The 13,010-nt window shown below is 69.1% G+C and carries 12 protein-coding genes; 5 read left to right on the forward strand and 7 right to left on the reverse strand.

The window, feature by feature from the left end; translation table 11 throughout:
* Positions 1 to 53: 53 nt before the first annotated feature.
* Positions 54 to 437 carry a tellurite resistance TerB family protein gene (locus POL67_RS39280; protein ID WP_271925900.1) on the reverse strand — a complete coding sequence of 128 codons (384 nt, stop codon included), beginning with the start codon at positions 435 to 437 and terminating at the stop codon, positions 54 to 56.
* Between the two features lie 107 nt (positions 438 to 544).
* On the opposite strand from POL67_RS39280, the gene POL67_RS39285 reads away from it, so the two are divergent.
* The 3 genes from POL67_RS39285 to POL67_RS39295 are packed head-to-tail and all read left to right on the forward strand — an operon-like array spanning position 545 to position 2,436.
* On the forward strand, positions 545 to 934 hold the full coding sequence (locus tag POL67_RS39285) for a VOC family protein (protein WP_271925902.1): 390 nt from the start codon (positions 545 to 547) through the stop codon (positions 932 to 934).
* A 15-nt stretch (positions 935 to 949) separates the two neighbouring features.
* Positions 950 to 1,870 (forward strand): RluA family pseudouridine synthase, encoded by a 921-nt coding sequence (locus POL67_RS39290; protein WP_271925904.1) that lies wholly within the window; start codon positions 950 to 952, stop codon positions 1,868 to 1,870.
* A 32-nt stretch (positions 1,871 to 1,902) separates the two neighbouring features.
* A complete protein-coding gene (locus tag POL67_RS39295) occupies positions 1,903 to 2,436 on the forward strand; it encodes a hypothetical protein (RefSeq protein ID WP_271925905.1) in 534 nt (177 codons plus the stop codon).
* Here the strand turns inward: POL67_RS39295 and POL67_RS53910 are convergent.
* The 5 genes from POL67_RS53910 to POL67_RS39320 form a co-directional block, all read right to left on the reverse strand.
* Positions 2,430 to 5,255, reverse strand: a complete 2,826-nt coding sequence (locus POL67_RS53910) for an outer membrane beta-barrel protein (protein WP_271925906.1) — start codon at positions 5,253 to 5,255, stop codon at positions 2,430 to 2,432. The two genes, POL67_RS39295 and POL67_RS53910, sit on opposite strands and share 7 nt — an antisense overlap.
* Positions 5,256 to 5,290: 35 nt before the next feature.
* Positions 5,291 to 6,052, reverse strand: a complete 762-nt coding sequence (locus tag POL67_RS39305) for a hypothetical protein (protein WP_271925907.1) — start codon at positions 6,050 to 6,052, stop codon at positions 5,291 to 5,293.
* Positions 6,053 to 6,109: 57 nt separating this feature from the next.
* Positions 6,110 to 6,634 carry a hypothetical protein gene (locus tag POL67_RS39310; RefSeq protein WP_271925908.1) on the reverse strand — a complete coding sequence of 175 codons (525 nt, stop codon included), beginning with the start codon at positions 6,632 to 6,634 and terminating at the stop codon, positions 6,110 to 6,112.
* A gap of 83 nt (positions 6,635 to 6,717) precedes the next feature.
* Complete coding sequence (locus POL67_RS39315; protein ID WP_271925910.1) at positions 6,718 to 7,566, reverse strand: hypothetical protein; 849 nt, start codon at positions 7,564 to 7,566, stop codon at positions 6,718 to 6,720.
* Between the two features lie 110 nt (positions 7,567 to 7,676).
* A complete protein-coding gene (locus POL67_RS39320) occupies positions 7,677 to 8,105 on the reverse strand; it encodes a hypothetical protein (protein ID WP_271925912.1) in 429 nt (142 codons plus the stop codon).
* Positions 8,106 to 8,327: 222 nt separating this feature from the next.
* On the opposite strand from POL67_RS39320, the gene POL67_RS39325 reads away from it, so the two are divergent.
* Positions 8,328 to 8,648 (forward strand): hypothetical protein, encoded by a 321-nt coding sequence (locus POL67_RS39325; RefSeq protein WP_271925914.1) that lies wholly within the window; start codon positions 8,328 to 8,330, stop codon positions 8,646 to 8,648.
* 144 nt (positions 8,649 to 8,792) lie between these two features.
* Positions 8,793 to 10,748: a hypothetical protein gene (locus POL67_RS39330; RefSeq protein ID WP_271925916.1), complete on the forward strand. Its 1,956-nt coding sequence runs from the start codon at positions 8,793 to 8,795 to the stop codon at positions 10,746 to 10,748.
* 3 nt (positions 10,749 to 10,751) lie between these two features.
* Here POL67_RS39330 and POL67_RS39335 read toward each other — a convergent pair whose 3' ends face one another.
* A complete protein-coding gene (locus POL67_RS39335; RefSeq protein ID WP_271925917.1) occupies positions 10,752 to 12,941 on the reverse strand; it encodes a hypothetical protein in 2,190 nt (729 codons plus the stop codon).
* Between the last annotated feature and the right edge of the window lie 69 nt (positions 12,942 to 13,010).

Raw genomic sequence — 13,010 nt, forward strand, 5'->3', positions numbered from 1 at the left:
CGGCGACGACGACGCGTTGGAAGGGCCACCCGAGGCAGTTCGATCGGGGCGGATCAGAGCAGGTTCAGGTGCTTCTTCGCGCGGTGCTCGGCGGTCTCGACGATTTTCTTCGCCTCTTCCGGCTCGATCTCCAGCTTCCCGCAGAGATCCTGCACGAACTTCTTTTCGGACTCGTGCTGCTCGCCGTCGACGTACGTGAGGAGCACGGCGTGCTGCAGGAGCACGCGGCGATCATTGAACGACATGTCCCACACGGGGATGTCGTCGAGGCTCTTCTTCTCGGCCGCGTACGCGCGGATCTCGCCGGCCTGCTCCTCGCTCGCCTCGAACGCGGAGATCAGCGCCTCGACCATCTCGCGCTCCTTCTCGTCGAAGTGGCCATCGGCCCAGGCAACGCTGACAAGCGACTTGACGATCCCCATGTCCTCTTCGCGCATGGCCGAAGCTTTTGCCGTCACCCGCGGGAGACGTCAAGCCCCTCGTCGATCCGACGGGCGTAATGCGCTCCTCCTGAGCCCGGCGATGCGATACCTTCCCCGCCCCGATGGAGCCCCCCCTCGCCGTCCACCACGTCGCCGTCGTCGTCGCCGATCTCGACCGGGCCGAGCGTTTTTACGCGGGCGTGCTCGGCCTGCCCGTCCTTCGCCGCTGGGACGACGCGGCAGGGCAGCCCCGCTCGGTATGGCTCGCGCTCGGCGGCGCCTTTCTCGCCGTCGAGCGTGCAGGCTCGCCCAATGCCCCGCATCGCGACGACGCGGCCCCTGGCCTGCATTGCTTCGCGCTCGGCATTCGCCCGGACGCACGCGAGCGCTTCCGCGTCACCCTCACCGAGGCGGGTTTTCCCGTCGAGCGCGAGAGCCCGTATACCCTCTACACGCGCGACCCCGACGGGAACCTCGTCGGCCTCAGCCACTTTCCCGACCCGGCTCCCTGACCCACGACCCCCCCAATGACAGGCCTGTCCCACCAGCGCTACCGCTTCGTCGCCCGCCCGGAGGACGCCGGGCAGAGGCTCGATCAGGTCCTCGCCGCGAACATCCCCGGCCTCTCGCGCCGCAAGGCCCGCGTCGCCATCGACCTCGGCGGCGTCTTCGTCGACGGCGCCCGCGTCAAGGTCGCCGGCCGCCCCATCCGGCCCGGACAAACCATCCTCGCCCACCTCGGCGGCGCGCTCGACCGGGCGACCAAGGAGGTCGGCGCCGCGGCGCGCGCCAAAGACGAGGCCACCCTTCCGCCCTTCCGCGTGGTCTACAAGGACGACGACCTCGTGGTCGTGGACAAACCCTCGGGCCTCGTCACGGCACCGACCCCCGAGAGCGACCGCGGAAACCTCGCGGATCTGCTCGGCCGCACCCTCGGCGGCACCATCTACGTCGTGCACCGGCTCGACCTCGACACGAGCGGGCTCGTGGTCTTCGCGCGGACCGAAGCGGCGAACCGCGCCCTCTCCGATCGAATTCGCGCCCATGATTTCGATCGCGTCTACCTCGCGGCGCTCCTCGGCCTCGTCGCCTGGGACGAGCGCACCATCGAGGAGCCCGTCGCCGGAAAACGCGCCGTCTCCCACGCCGCGGTGCTCGAGCGCCTCTCCCCGCCGGGCACGCCCGGCGCGACGCTGACGCGATTCCGCCTCACGACCGGCCGCACCCACCAGATTCGCCTGCACGCCCTCCACGAGGGCCACCCCGTGCTCGGGGATCGCAAGTACGGAAAGACGAGCCCGCTGGATCCGCCGCGCCTCGCGCTCCACGCGACCCGGCTCGGCTTCGTGCACCCGCGGACGGGCGAATCCCTCGCCTGGGAGAGCCCGTGGCCCGACGACCTCGCGCCCTGGCTCGAAGAATTGCGGAAGGGCACGCTCGCTCGTTGACGCCTCCCGTCCGCCATTCTATCACGGTGAGGATGCTTGCTCGACGCGCCCTCCCCCTCGCCCTCGCGTCCCTCACCAGCCTGCTCGCGCTGTCCTGCACGAAATACGAGCTCGCCCTGCACGAAAACGCCCCGCCGAGCACGTTCGCCCCGCTGCCCTCGGACGCCGCGCGGATCTGCGTCCTCCGCCCGCACGGGGTCGCCTCGCTCGTGCCCGCCGTCGTGCGCGACAATGGCCGGCTCGTCGGCATGACGAAGGGCCCGTCGTATTTCTGTTATCTCGCCGAACCAGGGTTTCACACGATCCTCACGCGGTACGGCGACGACGTCGACGCCAAGCTCGGCTCCGACGCGCTCGTCGACGCGACCCTCACCGCCGCGCCCGGGGGGCACTATTTCCTCCACCACGACGTCTCGGCGATCCTCACGCTCTCCGTCAGGTGGGTCGAGGCGACGAAGGCGAACGAGATGATCTCCGAATGCGACTACGCCGAGCTCGTCGCGGTCCCCTCGAACGAGTCCCTGCCCGCGCCCGACGAGATCGTGCAGGCGGCGCGGCCTCAATAATCGACGCGCAGCCCGAAACGCACCTGCCGCGGCGCCTGCCAGGCCACGGGTTTTCCGTACCGAGGGTTCTCGACGAGGTCCTCGGGCACATCGTCCGGCGTGCCGTCCGGGATGGCCGTCACGTTGTTGTACGTGTAATTCTGATCGACCGCCGTCTCCGTCTGGCTGCCTGCGAGGTTGTAAATCTCGACGCTCGCGCCGAGCCGGAGGTCCTTCCGGAGCATCGCCGACACGCCGAGCCGCGCGTCGATCCGGTTCACCCACGGCGTTCGCCCGGCTGCGCCGCGCGGCAGGATGTACACCTGCCCTTCCCCGTACACCGGATGCGCGCCGAGCATGCTGTACGGCGTCCCCGATCGCCCCGTATATCCGGCGCCGGCCTCCAGGATCACCCCGGCCGGCAGGACGAACTCCTTGCCCGCGTACACCTTGATCGAATGCGTGTGATCCCCGGGCAAGAGCCCCGTCCGGTTCGGATCGAGCTCGGGTGTGTCGAAATCACTCGTCACGTTCGGATCGAGCTGCCCCGTCTCCGGCACGAAAAACCCGTTGGAATTGCCGTACAGCGACGAGAACGTATAACTCGCGATCCCGACGAACCCGCCCGCGAACGGCCGCATCACCGTCAGCGAGAGCCCATTGTACACCCGCTCCGCCGGGGTCGCGAAGTCCACGGCCCCCACGCCGGGATTGCCGATCAACGCCCCGCCCGTCGACAAACGTACATCCTCGATCGCGCGGATGAGCTCGTCGCGCACGAACACGGCGCCGAGCCGCACGCCGAGCGGCGCCTCGATCTCCGCCCCCGCCGAGAATTGGTGCGACGCGGGCGCGGAGGTCTCGGGATCGACGGTACTCTGGCTGCTTTGCTTGGCGTACAGCGTGCTCGGTTGGGACGAACCCACGCCCGTCACGGCCGAATCCGACCCGCAACCGCCGTACAGATCCTCCGGCTCGTTGACGCTGCAGAGCTCCCTCCGGTGGAAGCTTGCGAGCCGTGACTCGTCGACGAGCCCTCGCACCGAGACGTTGAGCGGCACGGCCTGATAACGCATCCCGTACGTCGCGAAGATCCGCGCCCGCCCCTTCTTCGTCGGATCCCACAGGACCGCCGCGCGCGGCGCGATCATGAACGGCAGGGCGAACGCCCCGGCGCCAAACGCCTGCGCGTCGTATCGCACGCTCGCCTCGACCACGAGCCCCTCCAGGATGCGCCACGTATCCGCGACGAACGCGCCCGCCGTGAATGTCGTCACCCGCGTCGTCATGTTGTCGAACGTGAACGGCACATCGGGGCCGCGGAGCTCACCGTACCGTTCATTCTGCACGAAACCCGTGGCGAGGCTCTCGCGCATGAAGACGGCGCCGGAGTACCCTTGCACCCGCGTGGCCGTCGCGACCTCGAAATCGATCCCGGCGCGGATCCGGTGCTCGCCGAGCCCACGCGCCCGCAGCGACACGACCGCGCGCCCCTCCACCCGATCCGCGGTGATCCGGGACAGGCGCCCGGGGCCCCCCATGGAATACTGGCTCGCAGCGCAGTTCATCGCGAAATCGACATTGTTTCCATCCGGGGAGCAGCGAGAAACCGCCTCGGTCGACAGATCCTCGAAATCGGTGATCGGGTGGGGCGAGTTTGAGGGTTCACGCCTCCACAGCATTCGCGGCACGTGCGCGAGCGTCCCCGGCGTCGCGATGTCGTCGACACCCGATCCATCCGCCGCCCCCGTCTCGTTCTCGTTCCGCACCCAGCCAAGCGCCACGTCGAGCCGCGCGTCGCCCCCGAACAAGCTCGTCCCGCGCAGCACGACCGCATTCGTGAGCGTCGTCTCCCGCCGGCCGAGGGCCGTGAGCTCGCCGTCGAGGTTGTCCACGCCGATCGCCTCGCTCCGCGGATCGAACGCATACGCCGCGCCGCCCCCAGCGCGTGTATAGGTCCCGAACACGGACAACGAGACCTCCTGCGCCTTCGAAGGCCGATACGTGAGCTTGCCGAGCCATTGCCCGAGGTCCCCCTGGGCGAACTGCGTGCTCTCCGTCCCGGGGAGCCGTGTCTTTTTCTGCGCGCCCGTCTCCGGATCGAGGACCGGCACGAGCGAAACGCCTCCGAAATCGTCCGGCTCGAGCGACCACGACATCGCGTTCAGGCTGCGCTCCAGGCGATACCGCCGCCGGGCCAAGCTCCCGCCCGCGAAAAAGAAGAGCCGATCCTTCACGATCGGCCCGCCCACGGTCCCGCCGACATCCCGCACGCCGTCGAGGCGGGGCTCCGTGTGAATGACCGTGTTCTCGAAGACCCGCGACGGCCTGCCCCCTTCGAGCGCGCCCGGCGCGAGGCTGCCCCACGTCGACGCTTGCCATCGATCTCCGCCGCTCTTCGTGGTGACGTCGTACACCCCGCCCATGCCCCGGCCGAACGCAGGATCCGCCCCCGCGACCGTCATGTCGGCCCGCCCCACGAACTCCATCGAGAGCGGCATCTGGAGGAGGCCGAGCACTGGATTGCCGACGCGAATCCCGTCCACGAAAAACGTATTCTCCGGCGAGCTCGTCCCGACGAACGACACGCCAACCATGTCTTCCCGCGTCCCCGGCAAGAGGAGCGCGAGGTTCTCGAACGAGCGCGCGGGCCCGCCCCGCAGCTCCGGCGCCATGAGCGGCAACAGACGCACGCCGGCCGGATCGATGGATTCGCCCCAGCGTGTCTGGCTCCCCTCCCCGAGGCCGCTCGGCAACGCCTCCTCGGCAAAAACGACGGGTGTGGCCAGAAAAACGCCCACGAGGGAAGCAAGACCGGTCATCCGGAACGGAAAAGCCACGGTTCGTTCTCCAAACGTTCGTCGCGCCGAACGGATCAAAGCGGATCCAGCGGGGAGCCTACGAGCACGCAGCGGAGCGTCGTCGTATCACAACGCGTCGGAATGCGCGGATCGATCCCGGAGCCGGCCTGGTTCCCCGCGTTCGGATTCGGCTCGGGCGAGCAAAACACGTCGTTCGGCGCGGAGAACTCGAAGTCGAACCCGCCGCAGTAGACCGACGGCGAGAGCGCCGAGACCTCGTACGTCACCGAGCACCCCGCCGTGAGATCCTCCACCGTGAGCTCCGCGGCGAACCGCAGGCCCGGCATGCTGTGCGTGACGAGCATCCGGACGTCCTTCCAGGTCTCGCGCAGGTGCGCGCCCGGCACCTCGATGGCCATACCCTGCTCGTCGAAGATCAGCGTCGGGGGAAACTTGAACTCCGCCGGCGCGAGGTCCCCCGCGCGGCAGATCCCGTCCGCATCCGCGACCTCCGCGAAGGGCCCGATCGCATACGACGGCGGCTGCCCCTCGTTCCCCCCGAACCCGATCGCTTCCAGCCGCGCGCGACCCAGGAAATCCGATTGCACGGCGATCATCGGCTGGCTCGGCTCCGACCCGTCCCGGTTTCCCGCGGGATACACCTCGAGCCCCACGTCCTCGCCGATGCGGGGGTAACAGGCGCCGCTCTGCGAGAGCACCCTGTACCGCGCGAAGTAAGGCGCGGAGGAGACGTGGCACGGCGCAGGCGGCTCTTCACAAGCCGCCGTCGTCGCGAGCAAAAGCACGGGCGTGATCCTGCGTAGAAGGATAAGCATGTGGGACAGCACCCATGCTACAGGACGGGCGATCCTCCGACAATCGGGATGTTTCGCTCAGCCGCGTGGGCCCTTCACCGGGACCCCCGCTTCCCGCAGGAAAACCACGACGGGGCGGAGCGCGTGCGCCGGACCTTTGCCGAGCCGTAGCTCTTCGCCGTTTTTCATTGTAAGGACGAGCCAGCGCGGCTCGAAGCCGGGCTCGGTCGAATCTCCTTCGACGCCCGCCACCACGGGCGTCGCCGCGTGGACGAGCTCCCGCGCGTCGAGCGTCCGGGAAAAACCCCGGCCCTCCTGCACGATCTCGCCGCGCTCGAGGTCGATCCGGAAGCGGCCGTGCTTGCGCGCGCTCCGCCGCGCGATGCGATTGCCGATCGCGGCGGCGGTCGTCCAGAGGATCGCGACGAACAGGATGGGGAAAGGCGCCGCGCGGAGCCCGACGATGACGGAGACGAGGATCGAGGCGACGAGCGCGAACGGCGCGTACAGCTTCACCAGCGTATCGGCGAAACCCCCGGGGCAGTCGCAGACGAGCACGAGCGGGCTCTCGGCCACGATCGTGCCCTCCTCGCTCCGCAACAATGTCTCCCGCTCCTCCAACGAGGCCCTTGTTCCTCATCCCGCCCCACGTGGCAAGATCGAAGCGGGCGCGCGGCTTCGGGGGTTCAGTTCGTCGGACGCTTTCGCGAGCGCCACTCGCGCACGAGCCGGATCCCGAGCAGCGCCGCCGCCAGGCCCACGGTGAACGCGATTCCGATCGGCAAGGGCTGGAACTCCCGCCGGAAGCCCTCGCTCGCCCCGCGCGCGGCCGAGCGGCTCAGCGAGGCCACGACGTCGTTCACGCAAGGCTCACCCGCCTTCGACGGACACTGCGCGAGCTCCTCCTTCGCCGCGGCGAGGGCGCCGCGCACCGCCGCCCCGGCCGCGCGCTCGGCTGCCGCGGCCATCGCGTCCGCGAGCGGTCCCTCGGCATCCGGGCCGAACCAGCCCGCCATCTCGCTGCCCATGGCCCGCGTGAGCGACCGGCCCATCTCGCCCGAGACCTCGCCGACGAGCGACGTCGCCTCGTTTTCTCGGCTGTTCATGCCTCGCACGAGCCCCATCGCCGCCTGCTCGCCGGCCCTCGCGGCCGCCCGGTTGATGGGACCGCGCTCATCCATCACGGTATCGACCGCCGTCCGCAAGGACTCCGAGACGAGGTGCCGCACGATCCACCGTTGCTCCGGCACGGTCGCCGTGAGCCCTCGCATCGCCCCTTGCGTCACGTTCGCGGAGATCGCCTCGAGGCCCGGGGGCGGCCCGGCGGCGAGCGCATTCGTCAGGAAGCGATCGAGCAAGAGCCCCGCCTTGCGGGCGAGCTCGGCATCCTCGGGAGGCGTATCGAGCGCCGAAATCGCGCCCAGCGTCGCCTCCCGGGCCGGCTGACGGACATTCATACTGCACCCGAGCATCACCAGCCCGAGCACGATCGCCAGCATGATCGCCTTCATATGGATCCCCCGTGGCGAGCGCATGCGTGCACCTCCCGCGCCGGGCGCACGCTGCACGCGAATACGTCAGCGGCGAAACGTGTTTGACAGGGAGAACGGGTTCACGAGGCGCCGAGCGCGCCGGCGATGTCCGCTCAGTTCGCGCCGTACCAGCGCTTCGTCTCGGGCTTCATCCAGACGACGAGCAGCGGGATCGTGATGGGCAAACAGCACGTATTCCACAGCATGTTCAGCCCGATCAGGACGATTCCCAGCGTGTAGGCCCACCGCGCCCTGCCGGCGAAGAGCACGATCGCGTGCGGGATGATGACGAGAAAGGAGAGGCCCACCATGAAGAGCCCCATCACCCATTCCCCGGTCGCGGACGACCCGGACACACCCCGCATGAGCGGTCCGAGCATCAGGTAAAGCCCCGAGCCAAACACGCCGAAGAGCATGAGCAGCATCAGCACTGCATAGATGCGGAAATAATAAACCCCTTCCGGCGGACGCTCCTCCTCCATCAAAAGGGGCGTCCCGGGGGGAGCGCCGGAGGGGATGAAGTACGGGCCCTGATGGCTCATGATGTCCTGCCATCATCACCCGAGTTCGCCGGGCCCGGCAAGCCCACGCTCGACGGCCGCCTGCGTGTGCCCTCCGATGCTCGGCCCGCTCGGCGCGCGGGGCGACGGCGACGAGGCTGCCTCGCCGCTTCTCCCCTGCACGCTTCCTCCGTTGGCGTGATCGTCGCAAGCGTCGGCCGGCGCGGGCCTGTCGTCGTCGGACCAGGGCCCCGGGAGGAATCCATGGATCAGTCGTTCGACGTCTCCACGCAGGGCATGACCTCGACCTTGAACAAGAACGAGGGCAAGACGACGCAGCTCATCGAGCGCCAGACCTCGCGCCTGCCCTCGATCGCGTACCTCGGCCTCGCGTTCGGGTCGATGTTGATCTCGGCCAGCCTCGCGGCCTCGGCGCACCCGCAGCGCCGCTTCGGTTACTCGAAGCGCCTCGAGCTCGCGAACTTCGTCGGACAGTGGGTGCCGTCGCTGCTCCTGATCGGCGTCTACAACAAGCTCGTCAAGGTCGAGCACGAGATGCTCTCCTCGCGCAGCGTGGTGCGCTGACGAGCGACGGCGAAATCCGTCGACGCGTGATTTCCCACGAGCCTCCGCGGAAAACGCGCCTCCCGTAGACATACGGAGAGGGCCTCGCGTATCGTGCCCGGCTCGGGAGGTCGCTCGGCTCGCGGCTTCCGTTCGGAGGTCGCCATGGCAGAGGCCAAGCGCGTCGATTTCAATGCATTGCCGAGGGAGGTGCGGGAGCGGCTCATCAGCTGCATGCAGCACCAGTCGTACCCGTACCCCCTTTTGTCGAGCGTGCCCTCGCAAGGCGCGGCCATCGCGGGGTGGTTCGTCCTCGCGCTCCTCGGCTTCATCGTGGTGGTCGGCACGCTGCTCCACGAGTTCGGCCGGACGCTCCAGTCGATGCCGGTCATGTTCGTTTACTTCCTCGGCACAGCGATCGTTCTCCTGTCGATCCTGTTCCTGGTTCGTCGCGTCCGCCTCGGCTCGGCGCTGCCGTACAAGCCCGGGCGTTTCCTTTTCCCGATGGACTTCATCAACGCCGAGGATCGCGTCCTGCGCATCGTGCCGATGAGCTCGCTCGTGGATTTCCGCGGCGTCCATCAGCACACGAACGGCGTTTACAACGGCACGACGCTCACCTTCACGTTCGAGGGTGGCATCACCGAGTCGTTCACGATTCACGGCAAGGAGCGCGCGGAGGAGGTCCTCCGGCAGCTCGGCGACTCGCAGCGCCAGATCCGCGAGGCGGCGCAGGCGCGTGACCTCGAGACGCTGCTCAAGCTCGATCCGCTCTTCGAGGTGCGCGTCAAGGACACCTGGGCCGTGCAGGCGCCGCGAGACGAGGACGTGCAGCAGCCCGCCGCGCAATCGATCGGCGCGCTCTTCGCGAAGGGCACGATCCTCGGCGTCTCCGCGGCCGCCGCGGCCGTGCTCGCCCTGCCGACGTGGCACATGCGCAACGTCGCGAGCGACGAGGCGATGTTCACGAACGCGAAGCAGGTCGATGACGAGTACGAGTGGGAGCACTACGTCCGCGAGGGCAAGCGCCACCTCGACGAGGCGCGTGACGAGCACCTGCCGCGCGCGGCGCTGCTCGGGGCCAAGAAGAAGGGCTCGGTCACGGCGCTGCGCGACTTCCTCAAGAAATATCCGAAGTCGGTGGTCGAGCAGGAGGCGCGCGACGAGATCCACGCGCTCTTCACGAAGACGCTCGGCGAGTTCCGCGAGCAGGCCGCGACCGACGATCCGAAGCTCCTGCCGTTCATGGAGAAGCTGCTCGGGTACCTCGAGAAAAACGACACGGCCCGCGTCGAGGCGCGCTTCGAGGCGCCGTCGACGGAGAAGCTCGACAAGGTCGACGAGCTGCTCAAGAGCAAGCTCGGCGGCGAGATCGCGGGCGGCGGCAACATCGTCCCCGTCGCCCCGCATTTCGGCGAGAAGGTGGGCGTGCAGCGCGAGGCCGAGATCGTGCGCAGCCTGCAGCAAGGCTTCGAGAAGGTCTTCCCGGCGGACGTGATGGCGCTCAAGCAAGGCCCGCGCATCGGCCCCGACGGCAAGCCCCTCGCGGCGCAGCCGAAGGACGATCGTGACCCTTACGATCGGCTGCGTGACGCCGCCGGTAGCAAGAGCATCGCCGACATGCGCGCGGCGCTCGACGCGATGGACGGCAAGATCGGGAAGGACCCCGAGGCGAGCAACGTCGAGGCGCCGACGATCGAGGTGCGTTACGAGGTTGGCTGGGCCGGTGATTTCTTCACGGAGGACAAGGGCGACCGCAAGTTCGTCGGCATCGTGGTCGACTTCCACGTGATCATGAAGATCCCGGGCGAGGCGGACAAACTCGAGTTCGACCTGCCCGTGCAGCCGCCGGATCACTTCACGGTCGACTACACGAACCCGATGTACGGCATCGGCGGCGGGCCGAGCGAGGGCCGCGTCTACGACGTCATGGCCGCGCGCGCGTTCGACCAGCTCAGCGACAAGATGCGCCGCGTCTTCTTCAAGATCGGCAGCAAGGCCTACGGCCCGCTCGACCCCGACGACCTGCAGGACATGGCCCCGACGCCGCCCGACAGCGTGCTCGGCGGCCCTGGCGGCAAGACCCCGCCGTCGGGGAAGAAGCCCGGAACGAAGCTGTAGAGGCTAGATCTCCTTCGCCCGTCCCACCTTCGGATCTTCCGACGCGAGCACCGAGAGCGCGAGCGGATCCGATTTCCCGAGATCCTCCAGAAGCTGCACGAGCCCCCGGCGCGAACCGTAGTAGTTCGAGGCGTCGTGGTCTGCCTCCGTGATGCACCCGCGGACGAGCGTCCTCGAGATCGGCGGGAATCGCAGGGCTTCGAGCGCCATGGCCCAGAGGCCGTCGACGAAGTTCTGGTCGGCGGGGAACTCGAGCAGCCCGGCCAGCATGAGCAGGACGGCGGCGCGCTTGCCCGCGGCCGTGTGCATGGGCGGGCCGTCGAGCAGGCCCGTGTCGAAGGCGCGCCACATCGCGTCGGCCGCGCAAAGCAAGCGCTTGATCTCCTTGCCCGCGTGGCTCAGGTGGGCGTGCATCATCACGTCCGCCTGCATGCCCGCAGGCCCTTCGGTCCCGCGCACGTACCGACAAACGGCCGGCAAGGCCCCGAGCCGCTCGCCGGGCAACCCCCCGGGCACGTCGGCCGGCGGCTCGCCGTGGTTGTAAAAGCCGCCCGCGTGGAAGACGTAAAAGAGCTCGCTCTGTCCGGGCAAACCTGCCCAGAGATCCGAGTATTGGGTGACGCGGTTCATGCTGCCCGCGGCCCAGCCGAGCCCGGTGGCCGCCTCGCCGCCGATCTGCGAGGGGGCGACGCCCGGATCCCGGGGCGTGAGCGAGGCGCGCAGGTCCTCGGCGAGCTCGGCGATCGTGAGGTCGAGGAAGCCGTCGTAGAGGTCGGCGCGGCCGTCGCGGTTGACGTCCTGGAAGCGCGCGACGACGAGGGGATTGCCGGGCCCGATGAACTGCGAGAAGCCGGGGAAGCTCCCCTGCGCGTGGTGCCATTGCACACGCCGCATGCGGGCCTCGATCTCGGCGTGGGTCTCCTTCGCGCACATGCCGCGGAGGAGCTCGACGAAACAATCGACGCCCTCGGACGCGTTCATCTTGCCGCCGGGCCCGCCGGTGCGGAAATAGGTGCTGTCCCAGGACGAATAGATGTCGGCGTCGGGGAACGTGCGCGCGATGGCGAAGCGGGTTGTCAATCCAGCACATTGTGCGTTCAACATGATCTTGTAACCGACCTGGCGTGCGGTCGCCGTGGCGGCGCGCATGTCGTAGGCGCCAAGCTGGGCGTGCCGGTTGATGAAGACCCCGACGAACGCGGCGTCGGCCATTTCGAGGTTCTCGTCGTCGGGCCGCGCGGCGCGGGCGTAGAGCCACACGGGATCACCATCCGGGGTGCGGAACGGTGCTTCGAGGACACGATACGTCCCGTATTTGGGCGGCGCCGGCGAGCCCTCGGGCGCTGGGATTTCGCGGAAGTCGTAGCGGTCGATGAAGATGTCGACCTCGCCCTCGTGGAAATCGCGGGCCGAGCACATCGCAAAACGCCACGGGCCGGGGAGCGCGTCGTAGGGCGGCGCCTCGCGCACGAGGCTCCGGACGAGGCTCCGCGCGAGCTCCCGGTCGGCCGCCGCGAGTGCCGGCGCGCGCATCGAGAGGAGCTGAATCGCGTGCGCCCGGAGCGCGGGCACGGCCGCTGGCCCGGTCTCGCTGGCGACGAGCGCGAACATCAGGGCCGCGGCCTGATCCGCAATTGCGCGGAAATCCGGATCCCGGAGCGCCGTGGCCACGAGGTGCGAGAGCACGGTGAGCGCGGCCGATCGAATCTGCGCCGCCGCGATCGGATCTTTTCGTGCATCTTCGGTGGTCGCCCCTGCGGCGGCGAGCGCGCTCCGGGCCTGGACGAGCAGCCCCGCGGCCTGCGTTGCGGTGAGCCGCTCGGGGCGCAAAGGTTCGTCGGGGTGAAACGCGCTCGGCGGGAAGAGGCGCTCCAAGGTCGTGGTGCGGCGGGACGAGACCCAGCGCGCGGCGCGGACGAGCGCGGGGCCTGCGTCGAGGCCACGCGGCGGCGGCCCCGGCTCGGTGGCGAACGAACCATCGGGCAAGAGCCATAACGACGGTGCGCCCTCGCGCCCGGCCGTCAAATCGAGCGCTGCCGCGGCGAGTGCGACGGGCCCGCTCTGCCTGAGCCTCGCCGCCGGCACGACGGCGACGTCGGCGATCCTGCGCCGCACGGGGGTTCGTCCCGGGAAGACGAGCTGCGCGCTTTTCTTCCGGTGTGCTTCCAGCATCTCGATCGTCGCCTCCGACACGGGGGCGCGAGGCTCACGACGTAATCACGATCCCCGGCGAGAAGGACGTGCACGCCCGGCGTGCGCCTC

Origin of the sequence: Polyangium mundeleinium (assembly GCF_028369105.1) — a bacterium.
GTDB classification, from domain to species: domain Bacteria; phylum Myxococcota_A; class Polyangia; order Polyangiales; family Polyangiaceae; genus Polyangium; species Polyangium mundeleinium.